This is a genomic window from Gordonia iterans, assembly GCF_002993285.1.
Classification (GTDB): domain Bacteria; phylum Actinomycetota; class Actinomycetes; order Mycobacteriales; family Mycobacteriaceae; genus Gordonia; species Gordonia iterans.
On the sequence record NZ_CP027433.1, the window covers coordinates 3,462,803 to 3,489,676 of the forward strand.

A 26,874-nucleotide genomic window follows, 5' to 3' on the forward strand; every position below is an offset into this window, starting at 1 on the left:
GAATGATACCCGCGACTGTGGACACTTCTGACATCGATGACATAGTCGGCCACTCCGATCACCGAGCCACGTTCATTGTCCCTTCGCAGCGCCGCAACCATCAGAACCTGGGCGTACGGATGTCCGCCGGCCAGTCCTAACACGTCAGCGGAGTTCACAGAATTGGTCTGTTCAGACGACGCTCGATGAGCGGTCCAAGCACGGCGAATCCGTGGGCGCTACCCATCGATCCGTGTTCGATGTCGATATCGATATTGACGAACTCGCCGAGCACCCGGTCGCGCCAGTAGTCCGTGACCCGCTCGGGCCGATCACGACGAGTCGCAGTGAAGAACAACACCGGCACGTCCACGCTGCCCGGTTCGTGACCGATCAGCAGGTCCGCACCCGCATCGAAAGCGCCGATCATGCGCCCGGACAGGTCGCCGAGGTCCAGGCCGGTCGCCCGGAGATTCCGCGCCAATGTGTCGCCTGCAGAGCCCGGCGACTGGTCGTCGGCGAGCATCGCCTCCCAGCCTGCCCGTAGCTCGGCGACTCTCGCAGCGTGCTCTTCCGGCGTGATCTGTTCCTCGTATACCGCACCGGCCGCGGGATCCAGAAGGCCCAGGAGCGCAACCTCGTGCCCCATCGCCTTCAGTTTCCGCGCCGCCTCAAAAGCAATCACGCCACCGAGAGACCAGCCGAGCAGGTGATACGGACCGTGCGGCGCGACGTCGAGGATCTCGGTGACGTACCGGTCTGCGAACTCCTCGATCGAGGAGAAGCGTTCTTCTCCCGCAATCACGGCTGGATCCTGCAAACCGTAAACCGGCCTGTCCGCAACGTAGGGCAGCAGGTCACCGTACATCCACGAGACACCGTCGGCTGGCGGGAAACAGAACAGCGGAGGTCGCGACCCCGCGGTCCGCAGTCCGATCAGGACACCCGACGAACGGGCCCCGCCCGAAATCACCGAGGCGAGCTTGCGGACCGTCGGGTGCGAGAACAGCCACGGCAGCTCGACCTCGCAGCCCGCCTTCCGGAGGTGAGCGGTCAACTGCACCGCCGACAGCGAACTCCCCCCGAGATCGAAGAAGGACTCGACCACCGAAACCTCGTCAAGGCCGAGCACGTCGGCGAAAGCGGAAGCGACGAGTTCCTCCACCGGCCCCTCTGGTGCGACGTATTTCGCAGCCAGCTGCCCGAAGTCCGCAGGAGGAAGAGCCCGCCGGTCGATCTTGCCGGAAGTACTCAGTGGAACATCGTCGAGCATTACCCAGACAGTCGGCACCATGTAGCCGGGCAGCGCCTGCGACGCCGCCGCCTTCACAGTGTCCAGATCCACCGTGGCAGGTGCCAGATAAGCGACGAGATGGTCACTTCCGCTCGATGCCGTCGCGACCGTCGCCGCCGCATGGACGACCCCGGGGGCGCCGGCGAGCACCGACTCGATCTCCCCCAGCTCGATCCGCTGCCCACGAAGCTTCACCTGGAAATCGTTACGGCCCAAGTACTCGAGCTCGCCCGCCGCATTCCAGCGCACCCGGTCTCCGGTGCGATAGAGCCGCTCCCCCTTGACACCGAAGGGACTGGCGACGAAGCGCTCTGCGGTCAGGTCGGGTCGGGAGGCATAGCCCCGCGCCAGCTGAACACCGCTCAAATAGAGTTCACCGGCGACACCCACCGGCACCATCGTCAGGCGTCCGTCCAGCACCAGGGTTCCCGTATTGGTGACCGGCCGACCGATCGGCACAATGGCCTCTCCGGCCCCAACCCGGTGCGCAGTCACATCGACAGCAGCCTCGGTCGGTCCGTAGAGGTTCTCCAGCTGGACCTCCGGGAGCCTCACGAGCAACGCCTGAGCATCGCCGGGCGCGAGTGCTTCACCGGAGGTCACCACCAGGCGCAGCGTGTCGAGTGTCCGCACCTCGGCGCCGAGGACGTCGAGGAATACCGAGAGCATCGACGGGACGAAGTGCACGATGGAGATCCGCTGCTCCGAGATGATCTGCGCCAGGTAGTCGGGCTCGGTGTGGCGGCCGGGTTCGGCGATGACCAAAGTACCGCCGGTCACCATCGGCAGGAACAGTTCCCACACCGACACGTCGAACGTGTACGGCGTCTTCTGGAGCACCCGATCGGAGTCGCCGAATGCGTAGTCATCAGCCATCCATGCCAGCCGGTTGACGATCGCTGAATGCGTCACTGTCACGCCCTTCGGACGCCCAGTCGATCCAGAAGTGAACAGCGTGTAGGCCGCACTGTCACCGCGCACCGTCGCCGTTCGCTCCTCATCGGACACCGGCGGTGCCGCCAAGTCCACCACTGCGGTGGCATCGACCTCTATCACCCGGATATCGCCGACCATCTCTGCGATCGATTCAGGTCGCGACGCACCGGCGGCCACGAGCACCGCCGTCGCACCCGACGTGTCGAGCATCGACGCGACGCGGTCCACTGGGGCAGCGGTGTCTATCGGCACATAGTGGCCTCCCGCAGCGATCACCGCATGGACTGCCACAAGCATCTCCACGGACCGGTCGATCGCCACGACCACCGCAATATCGGGTCCGATGCCGCCTTCGATGAGTTGACGGGCCAAAGTCGCGACTCGCGCCCCGAACTCCCGGTAGCTGAGCTCACGGTCAGCAAACACCACCGCCGTAGCTTCTGGGGTCCGCGCGACCTGTGCGGCCACCGCCGAAGCCAGGGTGCTGGGACTACGCAGGACCTCGGGGCCCACCGACAGATCGAACGCCCGGAACTCCTCGTCGATCGCCAGGAGCGGAACGTCGCCGACTGCACCGACCGGATTCTCGGTCAGCCCCGAGATAAGCATGACGAAGCGTTCCGCGAAAGTCGCTACCGTCGGCTCGAGGAACAGATCCGTCGCATAGGTGAACGACGCCGTCCATGCCTGCCCCTCGGGCGAGGTGAGCACGGCCAGTGCCAGATCGAGCTGTGCGGGAGCATCGGCCCCATCCACGCCGGTGATCGACAGGCCCGCGACATCCACCTCCGCCTGCTGGGCCGAGGCACCGGGATCGAACGACAACATCACCTGGGCGAGTGGCGCAAAGGCTTCGCTGCGCACCGGGTCGAGGGCGTCGACGACGGTCTCGAACGGCGCGTCCGCGTGCGCGAATGCCTCCAGATCCACCGTGTTCACCGCATCAAGCAACTCATCGAAGGTCGCATCGACGTCAACCTGCGTACGTAAGACCAGGGTGTTCACGAACATGCCGATCAGCCTGTCCAGCGCGGCCTGACCGCGCCCCGCCGTCGGAATCGCGATCGCGATGTCGTCGGTGGCGGTCATCCGGGCGAGCAGGACGGCCAGCGCCGCATGCACGACCATGAACGGGGTCATTCCCCGTCGCTGTGCCACACTGCGGATGCGCTCGGCTACCTCCGCGGGAATCTCGAAACGGAACTCCGCGCCACGGTGCGAGGCCACCGCCGGCCGCGGCCGGTCTGCGGGCAGTTCGAGCACATCGGGCACACCCGCAAGCTGCTCACGCCAGTAGCGAATCTGCCGCCCGACGACCGACTCGGGGTCATCCGGCGAACCGAGCACCTCATGCTGCCAGATCGCGAAATCGGCGAACTGCACCGGCAACGGCGCGAGCGACGGAGCCTCGCCGTTCGCGCGAGCCGCGTAGGCGGCTACCAGATCCATGATCAGCGGAAGCCGCGACTCGCCGTCGGCGGCGATGTGATGCGTGACAACGGCGAGTACATGGTCACCGTCCGCGGTCGGCCACAGGCGGACTCGCAGCGGCCAGTCGGCACCCACATCGAATCCGGAGACCAGCGCCTCGTGGACCAGGTCCATCGAATCGACGACGGCCCAATCGAGGCGACCCTCGATCTCGGCGACGTCGCCGATCCGCTGGAACGGCACGCCGTCAACGTCCGGAAACGACGTGCGGAGCACCTCGTGTCGTGTCACCAGGTCGACGACCGCGGCGTGCAGCGCTTGCGTGTCGAGTTCGCCGTTGATCCGCAACACCGCCGGAATGTTGTACGTCGGCAACGACGGATCGAACCGGTTGATGAACCACATCCGCTGCTGCGCAAACGACAGCGGAATCTGAGCCGGGCGCGGCACCACTGCGGTCACCGGAGACAAAGCCGGTGAGCGATCGGCGACCACCTCAGCCAACGCACGGGCACTCGGCGCGTCGAACACATCGCGCACCGACACCTGCACCCCCAGTGCCTCCGAAACCCGGGCGACCAAGCGCATCGCCGCCAGCGAATTGCCGCCCGCATCGAAGAACGACTCGGTCACCGAGACTCGATCAGCACCAAGCAACTCGGCGAACACGTCGGCGACGATCTGCTCGTCCGCGGTATCCGGTGCCACATACTCGACGGCCTCGAACATCGGATCGGGCAACCCGCGCCGATCAACCTTGCCAGCCGTATTGAGCGGCATGTTCTCCAACGCCATCCACACCGTCGGCACCATGTACTCCGGCAGCCTGCTCGCCAGCTCGGCGGCCAACTGAGCGGTGTCCACCGACGCCGGCGATACATAGCCGACCAGCTGATCACCCGCCGGGCCGTCGACCACCCGGGCCGCGGCATGCACCACATCCGGTGCGGCCGCAATCGCCGATTCGACCTCGCCGAGCTCCAAACGCTGACCGCGGAGCTTCACCTGGAAGTCGGTGCGACCCAGATACTCGAGTTCCCCGGACCGCGGATTACGGCGGACCAGGTCACCGGTCCTGTACAGACGCGAACCAGCCTCCCCGAACGGATCGGCGACGAACCGCTCCGCGGTCAGGGCCGGCCTGGCCGCGTAGCCGCGCGCGGACTGGACGCCGCCCAGATACAGCTCACCTGGCACACCGTCGGGCACCACATGCAAGCGCGAATCGAGGATGAACGCCGTGGTGTTCCGCATCGGGCGACCAATCGGGACCACTGCCTCCGTGCCGCCGAGCCGGGCGGACATCGTGTACACCGCGGCCTCGGTGGGACCGAAGAGGTTCACCACTTCCGCTTGCGGCACCCGGGACCGGAAATCGTCGGCCACCGCCGGTGGTAGCGCTTCACCTCCGGAGAACAGCACTCGCAGACCAGGCAGCAGCGGCTGTTCCTGGACGACGTCCAGGAACGCTGCCAGCAACGACGGTACGAACTGCACCACCGACACGTTCTGCTGGTTCATCACATCCGTTAGGTACTGCGGGTCGCGATGGCCCTGTGCTTCGGAGATCACCATCGTCTGACCGGCGACCAGGGGCCAGAAGAGTTCCAGCACCGACGCATCGAAGGTGTGCGGAGTCTTGAACAGCAAACGCTGGTCGCCGGAAGGAATCAGCTCGTCGAACCAGCTGACAAAGTTGTATACCGCACCGTGCGAAACGGTTACCCCCTTGGGCTGACCGGTCGACCCCGAGGTGAACAACGTGTACGCCGCATGCTCCGGCCGCAATGGCGCCGACCGCTCAGCCGGATCCAGCGGGAGCACATTCTCGGCCGGGATGCCGCCGTCGACCTCGACCACCGGAACGCCCAGCGACGAGACGAAGCCGGGTACCGCTTCACCCGTCCGGATCACAACCACGGACACGCCCGCGGTCGCCGCCACGTACTCCGCCCGCTCCGCCGGAGAATCGACGGCGATCGGCACATACTGTCCGCCGGCAGCCATGATCGCGTGGACCGCAACGACCAGTTCCACACTGCGGTCCATGACAAGACCGACCGCCGTATCCGGACCGGCACCGGCAGCGATCAACTCTCTTGCGAGCATCGCCACGCGAGCACCGAACTCCCGATACGAGAGCTCTCGTCGTCCCTCGATCAAGGCCACGGATTCCGGTGCGCGCCGGACACTCTCGGCCACCGCAGCGGCGATCGTCTCGGCCCGCATGGGCCCTACCGGCCCGGTCGACTCCTCGATGACGATCGAGGCTTCCCGTGCGTCGAGCAGTTCGACGTCGCCCATCGGCATCTCTGGCGAATTCACCAGATTCTCGAGAGCCCGCACGAATCGCTCGCCGAGCTTCTCCATCGACGATCGATCGAACAGTGCCGTCGGGTAGGTGAGCAGGCCGGTCCAGTCTGTCGCGGCCTCGCCTGCGGTCAGCGTCAGGTTCAGGTCCATCTGAGCGGGGGTGTCGATTGCGCCGAACGGTTCGACCCGCACTCCTGCGAACTCCACACCGCTCTCGACTGCACCGATCGGATCGACCGACAGGATCACCTGCACTAGCGGCGAGAACGCCTCCGAGCGCACCGGATCGAGTGCATCGACCACCGACTCGAATGGCACATCCGCGTGGGCGAAGGCCTCGACGTCGGACGTGCGCGTCCGCGCCATGAATGCTTCGAACGACTCGGCCGATTCGACGCGGCTCCGCAGCACCAGGGTATTGACGAACATGCCGATCAAGCCACCGAGGTCATGTTGCCCACGGCCATCGATCGGCGTGCCGATGACGATGTCGTCCGAGCCGGTCAGGCGCCCCAGCAACGCGGCGAAGACCGCGTGCAGCACCATGAACCGGGAGGCTCCGGTCCTGCTCGCCAACTCGTCGACCCGTGCGCCCAACTCCGTCGGAACGGTGAACTGAACCTGGTCACCGCGCGGTGAGAACACCGCCGGCCGCGGCCGGTCGGTCGGTAGGGCCATGACGTCGGGAACTCCGTCGAGCGCTTGCTTCCAGTACTCGAGCTGCTGTCCGAGCACCGAAGAGGTATCCTCGGGCGACCCGAGATTCTCGTGCTGCCACACCGCGAAATCGGTGTACTGCACCGGCAAGGCCGTGAACGCCGGAGGCTGACCGGCACTGCGCGCGGCATACGCAGTCAGGAGGTCCGCGATCATCGGGCCATAGGACTGCCCGTCGAACGCGATGTGGTGCACGACGATCGCCAGCACCAGTGATTCGTCGCTCTCGATCAGCACCCGGACCCGCAGCGGGAACTCGCGGGTGACGTCGAAGCCACGGGCGAGCTCGTCGACCATCTGCTCCGCCGAATGAACGAGACGCCAATCCAGCCGGGCACTCGCGTCACCGGCCGGTATCACCAACTGGTAAGGCACCCCGGCGCTGTCCGGGAACACCGTCCGCAACACTTCGTGCCGTGCCACGACATCGATCACGGCCTGTCGCAATGCGCCCCGATCGACATCGCCGCGAAGCCGGAAGGCTCCCGGTATGTTGTAGGTCGGAGTCATCGGATCCAACCGGTTGATGAACCACATCCGCTGCTGCGCATACGACAACGGCACCCTGCCGGGGCGCGGAACCACACTCGTCACGGGCGGGAGGCCGCCACCCCGACCACGCGCTGCAACGGCAAGCTGACGCACCGATGGTGCCGCGAAGACGTCGGCGATGGACAGATCGATGTCCAGGACCTTGCCCGCGCGGCCGACCAACCGCATAGCGCTCAGCGAGTTACCGCCGGCATCGAAGAACGACTCGGTGACCGAGATCCGCTCCACTCCGAGCACCTCGGCGAACACCGCGGCCAGGGCCTCTTCGGCCTCGCCCTCGGGCGCGACATACTCGACCTGCGTCGACGACAGGTCCGGCGTCGGCAAAGCACGACGATCCAACTTGCCCGCACTGTTGAGCGTCACCTCATCGAGCAACGTCCACACCGACGGGCGCATGTACTCCGGCAACGACGCAACAAGGTGCGCCCTCACCGCATCGAGATCGACCGACGCCGGCGACACATAACCGACCAGGAACTCCCCACCCGCAGGCGCCGTCGCCACGGTCGCGGCCGCATGCACCACACCCGGACCGCCCGCGATCACCGACTCGATCTCCCCGAGCTCAATCCGCTGACCACGCAACTTCACCTGGAAGTCCGTGCGACCCAAGTACTCGATATCCCCGCCCCGCAGACGCTTCACCAGGTCGCCGGTCCGGTACAGGCGGGATCCCACAGCACCATAGGGGTCGGCGATGAAGCGCTCCGCGGTCAGCGCAGGCTGATCGGCGTAACCCCGCGCGATCTGCACACCACCCAGATACAACTCACCCGGCACACCATCGGGCACCAACTGCAAACGATCATCCAACACCAGCATCGAGGTGTTCGCGACCGGCCGGCCGATCGTCACCAACTCCGGCGCATCAGACACATCGGCCCAGCCCACCTCGACCGCAGCCTCCGTAGGCCCGAACAAATTATGGATCTCGGCCTGCGGCCACACCGCATGAGCGGCAGCCACCGTCGCCGGCGCCAACGCCTCACCCGAAGCAAACAACCACTTCAGCGAAGTAAGCGATGCCAACTTGCCGCGATCGACCACATCCAAGAACACCGACAACATCGACGGCACAAAATGCACACTCGTCGCCGACGTCTCGGCAATCAGATCCGCGATATACCCCGGATCCCGATGCCCATCCGGCTTAGCGATCACCACGGTCGCACCCGACATCAACGGCGCATACAACTCCGGCACCGACACATCGAACGTGTACGGCGTCTTCAACACCACCCGATCACCGGCCGACCACGGGAACGCCTCCAAACCCCACCGCAGACGGTTCAGGACCGCACCATGCGACACCGTCACACCCTTGGGCACACCCGTCGACCCCGACGTGAACAACGTGTACAACGCACTATCTGCGTGCACCGGCGCCAAACGATCGGCGTCGGTCACCGCGGCAGTAGCCAGCTCCACGTCACCCGACGCATCGACCTCGACCACCCGAACCCCCGGCAGCCCCGACACCGGATCCGGCACCACACCGGCAGCCACCAACACCAGGTCCGCGCCCGCCGTTTCAAGCATCACCCGCGCACGCTCGGCCGGAGCAGCAGTATCGACCGGCACGTACTGGCCACCGGCAGCGGTGATCGCATGGATCGCCACCAACAGTTCCACGCTGCGATCGATACACACACCGACCGCCACCTCCGGACCCACACCCGCGGCAATCAACTCCCGCGCCAACAACGCCACCCGGGCACCGAACTCGCCGTACGGCACCTCACGACCCTCACACACCAACGCCACCGCATCCGGCGTCGAAAACACCTGCGCCGCAACAGCATCGGCCACCGAACCAGCCGGCATCTCCTCCACCGGGCCGATCCCGACCGCCAACGCCTCAGCACCCTCGCCACCGACCAACACCGACGCATCACCGACTGCACTGTCCGGGTCAGCAGTCAACTCACCCAGCAACGCCACGAAACGATCCGCGAACACCCGCGCCGTCGACGCATCAAACAGATCCGCCGCCACGACCACCGAACCCGACCACGCCTCACCGGCCGGCGCCGAAACCACATTGAACGTCACATCCACCTGAGCCGGTGTCACCGGCGCCTCAAGCGGCTCCGCCGAGATTCCGGTCATCTCCACCCGCGCCCCAGACGCCGAGGCAGCCGGATCAAACGACAGCATCACCTGCGCCAACGGCGCGAAGGCCTCACTGCGCACCGGATCGACCGCCTCGACCACCGACTCGAACGGCACCTGCTGGTGTGCCAGTGCCGCCAAATCCGCCATCCGCACCCGACCGAGCAGATCCGCGAACGACTCCGCCGGATCGACCTGGGTTCGCAGGACCAGCGTGTTGACAAACATGCCCACCAGCGCATCGAGCTCAGCCCTACCCCGACCTGCCACCGGCGTAGCGATCGCGATGTCCTGCGTCGCCGACAACCGGGCCAACAACGTCGCCAAAACGGCATGAACCACCATGAACGGCGTCGCACCAGAGGCCCGGCTCACTTCGGCGACCCGATCAGCGACCTCTGCCGGCACCGAGAAGTCCACGCTGGTGCCGACATACGACGCGACCAGCGGACGTGGGCGGTCGGCCGGCAGTTCCAGCACCTCTGGAATACCGGCCAGGGCATCCCGCCAGAACGTCAGTTGGCGGCCGAGAATCGAGTCGGCCTCACCTGCCGAACCGAGCACGTCACGCTGCCAGATCGCATAGTCCGCGAACTGCACCGGCAACGGCGCGAACTGCGGAGCCTCGCCTGCCAAACGCGCCGCGTACGCCGCCAGCACGTCGGCTATCAGCGGGAGCATCGACTCACCGTCGACGCCGATGTGATGGGCCACCAACGCGAACAAATACCCGTCACCCCCCTCGGGGTACACAACGGCCCGGATCGGCCACTGCGTGGCCACATCGAATCCAGCGGCCACCGCAGCGTGGAACTTCTCCACCGAGCGCGCCTCGATCCACGGGAGTTCCGCATCTACACGGGTCTCCGATGCTATTTGCTGAACCGGAACACCATCGACATCGGGGAAACTCGTCCGCAGCACCTCGTGCCGGCGAACCACGTCGGCGACGGCGATTCGCAATGCGATCACGTCGAGGTCTCCGGTGATCCGCATCAACGCCGGAATGTTGTACGTCGGCAACGATGGATCGAATCGGTTGATGAACCACATCCGCTGCTGCGCGAATGACAGTGGGATGTTCTCCGGGCGCGGCACCGCCGCGGTCACCGGAGGCAATGCCGGGGCCTGGCCACCGGCCACGGCAGCCAGTTCCCGAACTGAGGGCGCGTCGAACAGATCGCGGATCGACAATTCCACACCGAGCACATCGCCGGCCCGTGCGATGACGCGCATCGCCGAGAGCGAGTTACCGCCTAGATCGAAGAACGATTCGGTGACGCTGACGCGATCCACGCCGAGTACCTCGGCGAAGACCTCCGCTACAGCCGTCTCATCGGCAGACTCCGGTGCCACATAATCGCCGGAGCCGTCGAACACCGGTGCCGGCAACGCCTTGCGGTCCAGTTTCCCGTTCGCCGTCAACGGCAACCGGTCCACCACCATCACCAGATCCGGCACCATGTACCGCGGAACCCGCGCACCAGCACCCTCACGCACCACCGCAGAATCGAGTTCCACCCCGTCATCGGCGACCACATAACCGATCAGCAAGTCCCCGCGCCCGGCATCCGACACGATCGCCGCAGCCGCGCCGGTCACCCCGTCAGCGGCCAGCAACGCCGCCTCGACCTCTCCGTACTCGATACGGAAACCACGCAACTGCACCTGACCATCGGCCCGACCCAGGTACTCGATATCGCCGCCGACCCACCGCGCCAAGTCACCGGTCCGATACAGGCGGCTCCCCACACGATCCTCGGCGAACGGATTCGCAACGAACCGGCCCGCAGTCAACTCCGGCCGATTGAGGTAACCCTGAGCCAACTGCGCACCGGCCACATACATCTCACCGACCACACCGGCAGGCACCGGCCGCAACCGGTCATCAAGGATACGAATCGCCAACGAGCTCAACGCACGACCGATGAACGACGGATCATCCACCGACACCACAGCCGGATCGATCGGCCGGAAACTGACATGCACCGTCGTCTCGGTGATGCCATACATGTTCACCAACTGCGCCGGGTCATCAGGGTTCTCGTCGAACCAGCGACGGACCTGATCGAAACCAAGCTCCTCACCACCGAACACGACATAACGCAACGCCAACTCGGCGTCCGGACGGCGACGCCGCGCATCGATGAGCTGATAGAACGCCGACGGCGTCAGATTCAGGAACGACACCCGCTCGTCCTCGAGCACGCTCAGGAACGCATCGAAATCACGGGCCAACTCCCGATCGACCACCACCAGCCGGGCACCGGACAGCAACGGCCCCCACAGTTCCCACACCGAGAAGTCGAAGGCATAGGAGTGGAACATCGTCCACACGTCATCGGGCCGGAAATCGAAATCGGCCGCCGTGGCGCCCAACAAGGCACCCACGTCAGCATGCGTGATCTCCACACCCTTGGGCAGACCCGTCGAACCCGATGTGTAGATCACATACGCCCGCGAAGCCGGCGGCACCGTCACCGCCGTGAAACCGGCACCATCACCCTCGGCCACCAGCACGCCGGTATCCAGAACCTGCACCCCGTCACCGACACCAGCCCACAGTTCATGACCCTGCGTCGACGCATCGGTCAGGATCACCGACACCCCCGCGTCAGCGATGATGAAATGCAACCGATCCACCGGATTGGTGGTATCCAACGGCAGATACGCCGCACCCGCCTTCAACACACCCACGATCGACGCCACCAGATTCACCGACCGCGCCGTCGCCAAACCCACCAGATCCCCGGGCCGCACACCAGCAGCGACCAACCCGGCAGCCACTGCGTCCGACGCCGCATCGAGCTCCGCGTAAGACAGCGACCTGCCGTCGGCGGACACCGCCACCGACGCCCCGTACTCGCGCACCGACCCGGCAAAAGCCTCCACCAACGAACACCCCGCCGCAGCAGGGGTCACCGGTGCCGACAGCCCGGCCAACCGCACACGCTCAGCGTCATCCAGCAGGTCCACATCACCGACCGCCATCGACGGATCAGCGGTCAACACATCCAAAACCGACACCAGCAGGGCCGCGAACTGCTCGACCGTTGCCTCATCGAACAGGTCAGTGGCATACAGCAACGCCATATGCCATTCCCGGTCGGCTTCGATGCCGACTCCGATGTGCAGGTCATACTGCGCCGGCGGATCGTCAGAGGTGATCGGTTCCACCCGCAGGTCACCAATATCGACGGCCGAAGAGCCGACTCCACCATCCTGATCCACCGTCAGAACCACCTGCGCCAGCGGCTGGAAAGCCTCACTGCGCACCGGATTCACCGCCTCGACCACCGACTCGAACGGTGCGTCGGCATGGGCGAACGCATCCAGATCCACCGTCCGGACAACGTCCAGGAACTCGGCGAACGGCATTCCCGACGATGTCTGGGTGCGCAACACCAGCGTGTTGACGAACATGCCCACCAGCGGATCGAGCACCACATCACCGCGGCCGGCGATCGGCGTCGCCACACTCACATCATCAGTCGCACCCAGCCGCGAAAGGAGCACCGCCAGCCCAGCATGAAGCACCATGAACGGCGTCACGCCACGCTCACGAGCCAGCGCCAATACCCGCTCACCGACTTCTTCCGGGATACCGAACTCCAACTGCTTGCCACGACCACTCGCCACCGCCGGCCGCGGCCGGTCCGACGGCAGCTCCAGCACATCCGGCGCCCCCGCGAGTTGCCCTCGCCAATAGTCGAGTTGACGCCCGACCACCGAATCAGGATCAGCCTGAGAACCCAACACCTCATGCTGCCAGACCGCGAAATCAGCGAACTGAACCGCGAGCGCCGAGTAATCCGGTGCGCGGCCCGCGACCCGCGCGGCGTAAGCCGCAAGCAGATCACTGACCAGCGGGATCCGCGATTCCCCATCGAAGGCGATGTGATGCGTCACCAGGGCGACGACGAACTCACCCGGCGCCGACTCCCACACCCTCACCCGGAGCGGCCATTCGCGCGCCAGATCAAAACCGGTCACCACCGCCGACTCGATCTCCACCTGCGACGACACCACCGCCCAATCAAGACGGCCGGGCACCAACGACGGGTCACCGATCTTCTGGTAGGCGACACCGCCGTCGGACGGGAACGTCGTGCGCAGCACTTCGTGCCGAACGACGACGTCGACGATCGCCGCCCGAAGCGCGGCGACATCGAGTCCGCCGTTCACCCTCAACACCGTCGGCTGGTTGTAACCGGCAGAGCCCGGTTCAAACCGGTTGATAAACCACATCCGCTGCTGCGCAAACGACAGCGGAATCCGGTCCGGTCGCGGCACCACCGCAGTCACCGGCGGCAACGCCGCCTCCTTGCCGGCGGATACCGCGGCCAGCTCACGTACCGACGGAGAATCGAAGAGGTCCCGGATCGACAGGTCCACACCGAGAGCATCGCCGCCCCGTGCCACCACACGCATCGCGTTCAGCGAGTTACCGCCGGCATCGAAGAACGACTCGGTCACACCGACCCGATCCACGCCCAGCACGCTGGCAAACACCGCAGCGAGGGCTTCTTCGGCCTCGCCTTCGGGAGCAACGTATTCAGTCTCGGTGGACGAGAGATCCGGCGCGGGCAACGCCCGACGATCCAACTTGCCCGCCGAGTTCAGCGTCACCTCGTCCAGCAACATCCACACACTCGGACGCATGTACTCCGGCAACGACGCCGCCACATGCACCCTCACCGCATCCAGATCCACCGACGCCGGCGAGACATACCCGACCAGGAACTCCCCACCAGCCGATGCCTGAGCGACCGTCGCCGCCGCATGCACCACCCCGAGCGCACCGGCGATCACCGACTCGATCTCCCCGAGCTCGATCCGCTGACCCCGCAGCTTCACCTGGAAATCGGTACGGCCGAGGTATTCGAGCGATCCGTCGGCCAACCGCCGGACCAGGTCGCCGGTGCGGTACAGGCGAGCACCATGAACGATGGGAGCCACCGGCTCGACAGCTACCGGAGCCAGCGGCGGCAGCGGAGCCAGCGGCGGCAGCGGAGCCAGCGGCGGCAGCGGAGCAACCCGCCCGACGGGACTTGCCGGAGCAGCCGGCGCGACAGGCGGAACCGGAGGAACCGGCGGCACGGGAGGAACCGGCGGCACGGGAGGAAGCGGCGGCACCGGCGTATCTGGAACGTTCGGCGCGGCGAACGGGTCGGCGATGAAGCGCTCCGCGGTCAGCGCAGGCTGATCGGCGTAACCCCGCGCGATCTGCACACCACCCAGATACAACTCACCCGGCACACCATCGGGCACCAACTGCAAACGATCATCCAACACCAGCATCGAGGTGTTCGCGACCGGCCGGCCGATCGTCACCAACTCCGGCGCATCAGACACATCGGCCCAGCCCACCTCGACCGCAGCCTCCGTAGGCCCGAACAAATTATGGATCTCGGCCTGCGGCCACACCGCATGAGCGGCAGCCACCGTCGCCGGCGCCAACGCCTCACCCGAAGCAAACAACCACTTCAGCGAAGTAAGCGATGCCAACTTGCCGCGATCGACCACATCCAAGAACACCGACAACATCGACGGCACAAAATGCACACTCGTCGCCGACGTCTCGGCAATCAGATCCGCGATATACCCCGGATCCCGATGCCCATCCGGCTTAGCGATCACCACGGTCGCACCCGACATCAACGGCGCATACAACTCCGGCACCGACACATCGAACGTGTACGGCGTCTTCAACACCACCCGATCACCGGCCGACCACGGGAACGCCTCCAAACCCCACCGCAGACGGTTCAGGACCGCACCATGCGACACCGTCACACCCTTGGGCACACCCGTCGACCCCGACGTGAACAACGTGTACAACGCACTATCTGCGTGCACCGGCGCCAAACGATCGGCGTCGGTCACCGCGGCAGTAGCCAGCTCCACGTCACCCGACGCATCGACCTCGACCACCCGAACCCCCGGCAGCCCCGACACCGGATCCGGCACCACACCGGCAGCCACCAACACCAGGTCCGCGCCCGCCGTTTCAAGCATCACCCGCGCACGCTCGGCCGGAGCAGCAGTATCGACCGGCACGTACTGGCCACCGGCAGCGGTGATCGCATGGATCGCCACCAACAGTTCCACGCTGCGATCGATACACACACCGACCGCCACCTCCGGACCCACACCCGCGGCAATCAACTCCCGCGCCAACAACGCCACCCGGGCACCGAACTCGCCGTACGGCACCTCACGACCCTCACACACCAACGCCACCGCATCCGGCGTCGAAAACACCTGCGCCGCAACAGCATCGGCCACCGAACCAGCCGGCATCTCCTCCACCGGGCCGATCCCGACCGCCAACGCCTCAGCACCCTCGCCACCGACCAACACCGACGCATCACCGACTGCACTGTCCGGGTCAGCAGTCAACTCACCCAGCAACGCCACGAAACGATCCGCGAACACCCGCGCCGTCGACGCATCAAACAGATCCGCCGCCACGACCACCGAACCCGACCACGCCTCACCGGCCGGCGCCGAAACCACATTGAACGTCACATCCACCTGAGCCGGTGTCACCGGCGCCTCAAGCGGCTCCGCCGAGATTCCGGTCATCTCCACCCGCGCCCCAGACGCCGAGGCAGCCGGATCAAACGACAGCATCACCTGCGCCAACGGCGCGAAGGCCTCACTGCGCACCGGATCGACCGCCTCGACCACCGACTCGAACGGCACCTGCTGGTGTGCCAGTGCCGCCAAATCCGCCATCCGCACCCGACCGAGCAGATCCGCGAACGACTCCGCCGGATCGACCTGGGTTCGCAGGACCAGCGTGTTGACAAACATGCCCACCAGCGCATCGAGCTCAGCCCTACCCCGACCTGCCACCGGCGTAGCGATCGCGATGTCCTGCGTCGCCGACAACCGGGCCAACAACGTCGCCAAAACGGCATGAACCACCATGAACGGCGTCGCACCAGAGGCCCGGCTGACCTCTCTGATCCGGGCGGCAACGCCAGCCGGAATCGAGAAGCCGACGCTCGTGCCCGTGTACGACGCCACGGCCGGCCGCGACCGGTCGGCCGGCAGTTCCAGCACATCCGGGATACCGGACAAAGTGTCCCGCCAGAACGTCAGTTGGCGACCCAGCACCGAGCCCGGATCGTCCGGCGTACCCAGCACCTCGTGCTGCCAGATGGCGAAGTCGGCGAACTGCACCGGCAACGGCGCGAACTGCGGGACCTGACCGGCACTCCGGGCGGAGTAGGCCGCCAGCACATCGGTCATCAACGGCAGCATCGACTCACCGTCGACGCCGATGTGATGGGCCACCACCGCGAACAAGAACTCGTTCTGCGTGCCCCGATGAAGGATCGCCCGGATCGGCCACTGCTGCGTCACGTCGAACCCGGCGGCGACCACCTCGCCGAACGCCTCCAGCGATGCGGCTTCCACCCACGGGAGATCCCGGTCGACCGTCGACTCAGCCGAAATCACCTGAACCGGTACACCGCCGACGGATGGGAAGACCGTCCGCAACACCTCGTGACGGCGTACCACATCGGCAAAAGCTACCCGGAGCGCGTCCGTGTCCAGCTCACCCGACAGCTTGAGGACGGCCGGAATGTTGTAGGTCGGCGCAGCCGCATCGAACTGGTTGATGAACCACATGCGTTGCTGCGCGAATGACAGCGGAATCCGGTCCGGGCGCGGCACCACGGCGGTCACCGGCGGCAACGCCTCGCTTCCTCTCGCGGACGCCGCGGCGAGTTCGCGGACGGTCGGCGCGTAGAAGAGATCCCGGATCGACAACTCCACGCCCAGTGCCTCACCGGCTCGGGCCACCAACCGCATCGCCGACAGCGAGTTACCACCCGCGTCGAAGAACGACTCGGTGACACTGACCCGTTCCACACCCAGGACATCGGCGAACACCCGGGCCAGCGACTCTTCGGCGTCCCCCTCAGGTGCGACGTACTCGGCTTCCAGCGCACCGAACTCCGGTGCCGGCAACGACTTGCGATCGATCTTGCCCGCCGTATTAAGCGCGATGTCATCGACGACCATCCACACCGTCGGCACCATGTACCCCGGCAACGCTGCGGAGGTGGAGGCCTTCACCGCATCCAGATCGAGAGTTTCTCCCGGACCGGCACAAACGTAGCCGACCAGATGCTCGCCACCATCGGGCGACGAAGCGACCGTCACCGCGGTATGCACCACACCCGGTGCCGCCGCCAAAACGGCCTCGATCTCCCCCAGTTCGATCCGCTGGCCTCGCAACTTGATCTGGAAATCGGTACGCCCCAAATACTCCAGCGAGCCGTCACTGAGTCTGCGCACCAAGTCACCGGTGCGATACAGGCGCACACCCGGTGCCCCAAACGGATCGGCAACGAACCGCTCAGCGGTCAAATCAGCACGCGCAGCATACCCACGCGCCAACTGCACACCACCCAAATACAACTCACCCGGCACCCCCGCAGGCACCCGATGCAACCGCGAATCCAGCACCACCGCCGACGAATTCCACACCGGCACACCGATCGGCACCGACGAATCAACCGCCGACACCTGCCCGATCCGCTGATACGTGATCTCGATCGCCGCCTCAGTCGGACCATACAAGTTGTAAAACAACGCCTCCGGCCACACATCACGAGCCGGAGCCGCCACCGCCGGCGGCAACGCCTCACCCGTAGTCGACACGATCCGCACCGACGACAACGACTCGAGCACAGCCCGAGGCACCACATCCAGAAACACCGACAACATCGACGGCACGAAATGCACCATCGTCGCCCGCGTCCGGACGATCTCCTCAGCCACATACACCGGCTCCAGATGACCACCCTGCTTGAGCACCACCAGCGACGCGCCCACCATCAACGGCGCGAACAACTCCGGCACCGAACAATCGAACGTGTACGGCGTCTTCTGCACCACCACATCACTGCCATCGATCGGCAACTCATCCAAACCCCACCACAAACGGTTCAGCACCGCCTCATGCGTCAACGTCACACCCTTAGGCATCCCCGTCGACCCCGACGTGAACAACGTGTACACCGCCGACCCACCACGCACCGGCGCCAACCGCTCACCATCAGTCACCGGACCAGCCACACCAGAATCCGCATCCACCGGCGCGGACGCATCCACCTCCAACACGCCCACACCCGCAGCCTCAGCCGCGGCAAGAGCATCAGAAACAGCACCACGCTCAGACACCAGCAAAAGACTCACCTGGGCCGTGGTCAGCATGTACTCCACACGATCAACCGGAGTACCCAAATCAATCGGCACATACTGGCCACCCGCAGCCACCACCGCATGCACCGCAACCATCATCTCCACCGACCGCGGAACCGCCACAGCCACCGCAACCTCAGGCCCCACACCCAACGAAATCAGCTCCCGCGCAAGCCCATTGACCCGCGCACCGAACTCGCCATACGACACCACACGCTCACCAAACACCAACGCCACACCATCAGGCGTCCGCGCCACCTGCCCCGCCACCACATCAGCCACCGACACCACCGCAGGAAGCTCCACAGTCGGGCCCCACTCACGCGCCGCCTCAGCAGCAACGTCAGCCTCAGCCAACAACGCCACATCACCCACCGGCACCGTCGGATCTGCGGTCAGCTCACCGAGCAACGCCGCGAATCGCTCGCCCAACCGGCCGGCGGTCGACTCGTCGAACAGGTCCGTTGCGACGATCACCGAGCCCGACCAATCCTGGCCGACCGGTGCGGACTGAACATTGAACGCCACATCCAGCTGGGCCGGCGTCACCGGAGCCTCGAGCGGCTCCGCCGAGATACCGGCGATCTCCGCACCTGCCTGCGACGCCGGTGCACCCGGATCGAACGAGAGCATCACCTGAGCCAGCGGATCGAATGCCTGTGACCGGACCGGATCAAGCGCCTCGACCACGGACTCGAACGGCGCATTCTGATTTGCCAGTGCCGCCAGGTCCGTGTCCCGGACTTGAGCCAGCAACTCAGTAAAGGTCATCGACGAGTCGACCTGGGCGCGCAACACCAGGGTGTTGACGAACATACCCACCAACGCGTCCAGCTCAGCCTGACCACGACCAGCGACCGGCGTAGCCACCGCAATATCCTGCGTCGCCGACAACCGCGCCAGCAACACCGCCAACGCCGCATGCACCACCATGAACGGCGTCGCACCCGCGGCCCGGCTCACCCCCAGAATTCGGGCCCCGACCTCAGCCGGGACCGAGAAGCCGACCTCGGCACCCCGGTGTGACGCGACCGCGGGACGCGGCCGATCCATCGGCAGAACCAACACATCCGGCAACCCGGCCAACGCCTCCCGCCAGAAAGCCAACTGACGACCCAACACCGAATCCGCGTCATCCGGCATGCCCAGCACATCACGCTGCCACAACGCGAAATCAGCGAACTGCACCGGCAACGGCACAAACACCGGCACCTGGCCGGCCGCCCGCGCCACATACGCGGTCAACACATCACTGACCAACGGCAACATCGACTCACCATCAGCACCGATGTGATGCGCCACCACCGCAAACAAATACCCGTCGCCCTCACGACAGATCACCACGCGAATCGGCCACTGCACCGTGACGTCGAAACCCGCCGCCACCGCCGAACCGAACGCCTCCGCCGAATCAGTCTCGATCCACACCAAACCCGAATCCACCGACGACACCGGAGCTATCACCTGAACCGGCACACCGGCCACATCCGGGAAACTCGTCCGCAACACCTCATGCCGTTGAACGACATCCACCACGGCGGCCCGCAAAGCATCGACGTCCACCGCACCCGACAACCGCAACACCGCCGGAATGTTGTACGTCGGCGCCTCCGGCTCCAAACGATTGATGAACCACATCCGCTGCTGAGCAAACGACAACGGAATCCGGTCCGGACGCGGCACCACCGCCGTCACCGGCGGCAACGCGCGGCCGCGATCAGCCACCCCCGCCACGAGCTCACGCACAGACGGCGCATCGAACACATCCCGCACCGAGAACTCGACTCCGAGCACATCCCCAGCCCGCGCCGCCAGCCGCATCGCACTCAGCGAGTTACCACCCAGATCGAAGAACGACTCGGCCACGCTCACCCGTTCAACACCCAGAACATCGGCGAACACAACCGCCACGGCAGCCTCCGCCTCACCCGACGGCGCCACATACTCGGCTTCCAGCACCCCGAATTCCGGCGCCGGCAACAACTTACGGTCGATCTTGCCCGCAGTATTCAAAGCGATATCGTCGACGACCATCCACACCGACGGCACCATGTACCCCGGCAATGCCGCCACCGCCGACGCCTTCACCGCCTCCAAATCCAGGGACTCCCCCGGACCGGCACACACATACCCGACCAAATGCTCGCCGCCGTCCGGAGAAGGCGCGACTGTCGCCGCCGTCAACACCACACCCGGCGCAGCCGCCAAGACCGCCTCGATCTCGCCCAGCTCGATCCGCTGACCCCGCAACTTCACCTGGAAATCCGTACGACCCAGATACTCCAGCGTCCCATCCGGCAGCCGCCGAACCAGATCACCTGTCCGGTAGAGCCGAGCGCCCGGCTCCCCATACGGATCGGCGATGAACCGCTCGGCAGTCAGATCCGCGCGCATGGCATAGCCGCGCGCCAACTGCACACCACCCAGGTAGAGCTCACCCGGAATCCCCGCCGGCACCCGCTGCAGACGCGCATCGAGCACCACCGCCGACGAATTCCACACCGGCACACCGATCGGCACCGTCGGATCATCGACATGCACCTGACCGATCGACTGGTAGGTGATCTCCACCGCCGCCTCGGTAGGACCGTACAAGTTGTAGAAGAGCGCCTCCGGCCACACCGTACGCGTCGACGACGCCACCGCAGGCGGCAATGCCTCGCCCGTCGTCGACACGATCCGCACCGACCGCAACGCTTCCAGCTGCGACGGCGGCACCACATCCAGGAACGCCGACAGGATCGACGGCACGAAGTGCACCATCGTCGCACCTGTACGGGCGATTTCCGAAGCCACGTACACCGGTTCCAGGTGCCCACCCTGCTTCAGCAGGACCAGCCTCGCACCCACCATCAAGGGAGCGAACAACTCCGGCACCGAACAGTCGAATGTGTACGGGGTCTTCTGCACCACCACATCGGTGCCATCGATCGGCAACTCGTTCAGACCCCACCACAGACGATTCAGCACCGCATGGTGCGTCAGCGTCACGCCCTTCGGTCGGCCTGTCGACCCCGAGGTGAACAGCGTGTACACCGCCGCGTCGCGGCGCAACGGTGTCAGCCGGTCGGTGTCGGTCACCCGCGCCGCGCGCGGTCCCGCATGGTCGACGTCGATGCCGGCGTCCACCTCGATCGACTCGATTCCGGTACCCGCCGCGGCGGCCACCGCACCCGCTGCGACCGTACGATCGGAGATCAGCAGCAGCTTGGCCTGCGAGGTGCGCAGCATGTACTCCGCACGGTCAGCGGGAGTGTCGAGGTCGATCGGAACGTACTGGCCGCCCGCGGTGATCACCGCGTGTATCGCGACCATCATCTCCACCGACCTCGGCAGGCACAGCGCCACCGAGGTCTCTGGGCCCACGCCCGCGTCGATCAATGATCGGGCGAGCAGGTTGACCCGCGCGGCGAACTCGCCGTAGGTGACCTCTCGGTCTCCGGCCACCAGTGCCACTGCCATCGGCGTCCGCTGTGCCTGATCGGCCAGGGTGTCGGCGACTGTCACGGCTTCCGGGAGCTGATGCAGGGGCCCGCGTTCGAGTACCGCGATGGCGCCGCTGTCATCGGGGCCGAGGAGCTGGACCTCGTCGAGGGGAACGTCGGGGTGTCTGGCGGTGAACCGCAGGATCTGCGTGAGGACCCGGCTGAACTCGGCGACCTGCGCCTCGTCGAACACCGACGGCAGGTACTTCAGCCGGAGCATCAGCTGGTCGCCGATCTCCGCGCTGACCAAGGTGAGTGGGAAGTGAGTTGCATCCCGGCCGGACACTCCCTGCAGGGCCAGGCCGCCCAGCGGCGCCTCGACGATGGAGTCGGTGTCGACGGGATACGACTCGTGAATTGCCAGGGTGTCGAAGTCGAGCGCATGGCGCGACGCCGACGTGATCACCGGCAGACCCACCGACTGGTGATCGAGCACCCGCGCCTTGTCCCGGTACAGCGTCTCGAGGGCGGCGGAGAACGACGCCGAAGGATCGAGGTCGACGACCACCGGCAGGGTATTGATGAACAGTCCGACCATGGATTCCACACCAGGCACGTCCGCAGGCCGTCCGGCGACCGTCTCGCCGAAGGTGACCACCTGGCGGCCGGTTACCCGAGAGAGCAACAGCCCCCATGCGCCCTGCAGGAGGATCGCCAGCGTGACCCCCGCCTTGCGAGCGAAGGCGGCTAGCTCTCGGGTGAGCTCTGGATCGAGCAGAACCTCATGGTCCTGCGGCACCGAATCGGTCTTGGCAAGCGCTGTTCCGGCGAGACGCGTAGGACCGTCGACCGGGGTCAGGACCGCTGCCCACGCTTCAAGCGCCTGCCGCAGATCCGCCGCAGCCACCGTGCGCGCATGGTCACCGAAGTCGTACTCGTGCGCCGGTGTCATGGGGTTCCCCGTCGCATAGAGCGCGAGGAGGTCGGCCAGCACCAGCGGCCCGGACCAGCCGTCGAACAGTATGTGATGGTTGGTGACCACCACATCAGTGCCGAAGTCGTGGTCGACCACCGCGGCCCGGATAAGCGGTGGTGCGGCGAGATCGAAGGCCTGCACCCGTTCGGAATCCATCATCGCCTGGACCCGTTCGGCGACCTCGTCCTCGGCCACTCCGTGCAGGTTGATCACCCGGATCGGGCTCTTCACCCGGTCGGGGACCACGGCGACCACCGCGCCACTCTCGCACTGAACGTACGCCGAGCGCAGCACACTGTGGTGCCGCATCAGCGATGCGAATGCCTCGTCGAGTTTCGCGAGGTCGAGCTCTCCGGAAAACTGCAGCCGTGCCTGCGTGAGGTAGACGTCGATCTCATCGGCGCCAACGACACGCGCCTGGTAGTACATGCCTGCTTGTAGCGGGGTGAGCGGCCAGACCGCCGCGCCCGGATACGCCGCCGCGAGGTCATCGAGATCAGCCTGGGTCACCCCCGTGCCCGGCACGTCTGACGGCGAGAAACCCACATCTCCGAGATCGGCCGCGGCGGCCGCCGCCTCGACCTCGGCGGTCCAGCGCCCGGCGATGTCCTGCACGTGCGCCGACGAGATGGCCGCCTCCGGGAAGCGGATACTGGCGACGATCACCGGCCCGTCGGCACCGGCGACGGTACTTGCGTTGATCGCCAACACGCCGGTCTCGGCCATTCCGCCGGCACCACCGGGCAGGCTCGGACCGGCTGCGGGCAGCAGCAGATCGTCCACCGCCGCGGTCTCGGCGGAGGAGGTGTCGACGGATACACCGCGGCCACCGAGGTAGTTGAAGGCGACCGAGGGCAACGGCCGCCGACTGAGTTCGGTGTCGCCGCCATAGCGGAGCAGCCCGAATCCGATCCCGTGGAGGGGCTGGTCGAGCCGGGCTTCCTTGGCTGCCTTCACCGCGTGGACGATGCCGTCGGCCGGGTCGATCAGCATCGGAGCGATGGTGGTGAACCAGCCGACCGTCCGCGACAGGTCGCTGCGCCGCGGATCCGCCCCGGACTCCAGCACGTCCTCGTAACGACCGTGGCCCTCGCTCATCACGGTGACCGGCCCGGCATCCTCGATGCCGGCGTCACGCTGCCACGAGCGAATCGCCCGGGCGAGTCCGGCGAGCAGCACATCCGTCAGCGTTCCGCCGAAGGCTTGCGGCAGGTCACCGAGCAGCCGTTCGGTGAGTGCTGTCGGGATCTGGTGCGTCAGCGACGTCGATGCTCCGATCAGCGTCTCGCGCACCGGTTCTTTACTGAACCTGGTGGGCTGCTCGGGTGACTGTTGCAGCCAGTAGTCCAGTTCGCCCGCATGCTCGTCACGCCGGGCGTCGAGGGCCGCGAACCAGGCGCGTTCGGAGGTCGCTTCGGCCCGCACCGAGATCGGCTGTCCGGCCGCGACCTGGGCGGCCGCCGTCGCGAGGTCCTCGATGAGGATCGGCCATGAGACCGCGTCCACTGCCAGGTGATGAACGACGAGGACGAGACGCTTCGGGCCGTCGGCGAAGCGGACCAGCACCGCCTGCACCTGCTGTGCCGCAGCGGGGTCGAGGCGCCCTTCGGCATAAGCGTAGGCGTCGAGGATCTGGGCGCTGTAGTCCGCGGAGTCAGCGGCGATATCGACGTCACGCTCGGTGAGCGCCATCTCGGCATCGAACGGTTCGCCCGCGACCAGCGTCCATCGGTCGTCAGTCCGACTCAGTCGCGCACTGAGCATCGGGTGGGCGGCGACGACGGCCGCCAGGATCTCCCGTACTTGAGCGGCGTCGAGGCCGGCGGGAACCGCGAAAAGGTTGGCTTGGTTGAAGTCGGCGAACGCGGCGGGATCGCCCGACGACGATTCGACCATCCACTGCGCGATGGGCGGGAGCGAGACCTCCCCGGTACCGCCGCCACTGGGCTCCTCCAGTGCGGGCACCGCATCGGTATCGGCTTCCACACCGCGGAGGATCTCCCGGACCGTCTTGTACTGGAAGACGTCCCGCGGTGAGACGGGCAGGCCGGCCGCCTTGGCTGCCGACGACACCTGAATGGACATGATCGAATCACCGCCGAGCGCGAAGAACGACTCGGTGACGCCGAGCTGTTCCACACCGAGCAAGCCACCGATGATCGCGGCCAGGGTGCGTTCCCCGTCGGTCTCCGGCGCGACGTACGCGCCCCGGGCGGAGCCCGCGTCCGGGCTGGGCAACGCCGTGCGGTCGAGCTTGCCGGCGGGCGTCAGCGGGATCTCGTCGATGGCGAACAGTTGGGACGGGATCATGTGGGCGGCGAGCCGGTCGGCGATGTGCGCGGCGACGGCGTCCACGTCGACGCTCGCCCCCGGCCGGGAAACCAGATAAGCGATCAGTTGGGTGTGCTTGCGCCCGCCCTGTTCCACGTCGTGGCCGACGACAACAGCCTGCGCGACGCCGGGCTGCTCTTCGAGTACGGCTTCGATCTCGCCGAGTTCGACGCGCTGTCCGTTGATCTTAACCTGGTGATCGGCCCGGCCGGCGAACTCCAGGTCGCCCTTGACCACACGAACGAGATCGCCGGTGGCGTACATCCGGTCGCCCGGTTCACCGAACGGGTCGGCGACGAAGCTGGTCGCGGTCAGGTCCGGGCGGCCGAGGTAGCCGCGGGCCAGACCCGCAGCAGAGAGGTAGAGCTCACCCACCACACCGTCGGGCACCTGGTGCAGACGGGGATCGAGGACGCGCGCGGTGAAGCCGATGACGGCTCGGCCGATCGTGATCGGCTTGCGCGGCATCATGCGAGCGCGGGTGGCCCACACGGTGGTCTCGGAGGGACCGTAGAAGTTCCACAGTCTTCGGCCTCGAGCGGCCCAGCGCTCGACGAGTTCCGGCGGGCATGCCTCACCGGCGGTGGCGAGGTTGCGGACGAACTCACTGCGCTCGGGGTCGAGAGTGGCCAGCACCGATGGTGTGATGACCAGATCGGTCACTTCACCGCGCTCGAGCACCGCGTCGAGGGCTTCACCCGCGTAGTCGGCATGCGGCGCGATCACGAGCGTGTGCCCGGCCGTGATCGCCCAGGCCATCTCGAAGAACGAGGCGTCGAAGCTCGGTGAGGCGACGTGCAGAATCCGGGTGTCCGGATCCTCCTCGACCGATCCGGTCACCTTGCGGTAGCTGGCGACGAGGTCGGCGATACCGGTGTTCGATACCGCGACGCCCTTGGGACGTCCCGTCGATCCGGAGGTGTAGATCAGGTAGGCCAGACTCTCCTGGTGCACGGTGCCGTTGCGCTCGGCTTCGGCGATCTCCTCGCCGGAATCGCCTTCACCTTCCAGGTCAGCCAGGCTGATCCAGTTGCAGGCGGTCTCCCCGAGCCGGTCCCTGGTGTCGGGGAGGGTCACGCCGAAGTCCACCGCCGAGTCCTCGAGCATGTAGGCGATGCGCTCGTCGGGGTAGGCGGGGTCGATCGACAGGTAGGCGGCCCCGGACTTGACGATGCCCCACACTGCGATCACCGATTCGATGGATCGTTCCATGCCGACGGCGACCACGTCGTCGGGACGGACACCGCGTCGCAGGAGCGCCCGCGCGATCCGGTTGGTCCGCGCCTCGAACTCGCTGTAGGGGACCTCGGTGTCGCCGCAGATCAGCGCGGGATGATGCCCGTCGAGCTCGCGCCCGGCCAGGATACCGAGCAGCGTGCTGGCGTCGACGCGTCCTCCCTGAACGACGGTACGGTCTCGCGAGGTATCTCCCTCAGACACTTATTCCCTTTCACACGGCTCGGCGCCGCTCACCTTGCCACTGCGCCGCGGCGCGCGCCGCCGCTCATTCCTGCTGAGCGCAAACCTCAAGAATACTGTGACGCAGTGGGCCGAAACAGTCGGCTGATCGACTGCTTCGA

At 66.2% G+C, this 26,874-nt stretch carries 1 protein-coding gene; it reads right to left on the minus strand.

What is annotated here, in order from left to right:
* Nucleotides 1–154: 154 nt before the first annotated feature.
* Nucleotides 155–26,734 carry a non-ribosomal peptide synthase/polyketide synthase gene (locus tag C6V83_RS16010; protein ID WP_105943233.1) on the minus strand — a complete coding sequence of 8,860 codons (26,580 nt, stop codon included), beginning with the start codon at nucleotides 26,732–26,734 and terminating at the stop codon, nucleotides 155–157.
* Between the last annotated feature and the right edge of the window lie 140 nt (nucleotides 26,735–26,874).